Below are 938 nucleotides of genomic sequence, written 5' to 3'. Positions count from 1 at the left end.
GTTTTGTCGATTGCTTCTGAAATTTTCATCGCTACTTTTTGTGTACGTAAGTGAATTTCTTTATAGCCATTGAATCCATAACGGTAAAAGTTGTAGTATTGACCTAAAATTTGACTCGCACTTCTTGAGAAGTTAATTGCCATCGTTGGCATATGTCCACCTAAGTAACTAACATTGAAAATCAATTCTTCTGGTAAGTATTGACGATCTCTCCAAACAATCCAGCCCACACCTGGGTAAACCAAGCCGTATTTATGACCAGAAGTGTTGATTGAAATCACATTTTTTAAACGGAAATCCCATTCTAGTTCTGGGAAGATAAATGGCGCGAACATGGCACCACTTGCACCATCGACATGAATGCCTAATTCTCGATTGTTTTGACGATTATAGGCTTCTACTTTTTCATCTAATGCTTTAATATCATCATATTTTCCGGTATAGGTAATGCCTAAGATTCCTACGATTCCAATCGTATAATCATCCACGTAGTCCATTACTTTATCTACATTGATGCTCATATGTTGTTCATCCATTGGTACGGTGCGCATTTCAATATCCCAATACACACAGAACTTTTCCCAACAAACTTGATAGCCAGAAGAAATAACTAAGTTTGGTTTTTGTTTTTGAATATCTAAGCCACGCTTTTCCGCATCGTTGCGCCATTTGAATTTCATGGCCATGCCACCAAGCATACAAGCTTCACTAGAGCCGACCGTTGATGTACCAATCATTTTATCCATATCAGGTGCATTCCATAAATCGGCGATAATATCTACACAGGCTTCTTCAATTGCGGCTGTACTTGGGTATTCTGATTTGTCGATCGCATTTTTTTCAAACGTTTCTGCCATTAACTGTTGTGCTTCAGGTTCCATATACGTTTGACAGAACGTTGCCATATTTTGGCGCGCATTTCCTTCATCAATTAATTG

At 38.4% G+C, this 938-nt stretch carries 1 protein-coding gene; it reads right to left on the bottom strand.

From position 1 onward, the window contains the following. Positions 1 to 938: glutamate decarboxylase (locus tag ACYSNW_RS18145; protein ID WP_461746931.1), on the bottom strand; the 938-nt coding region annotated here is incomplete at both ends.

Source organism: Enterococcus sp. LJL99 (assembly GCF_054871725.1).
Note: the sequence above shows the minus strand (reverse complement) of the source record. Positions and strands in the feature narration are given on the sequence as shown.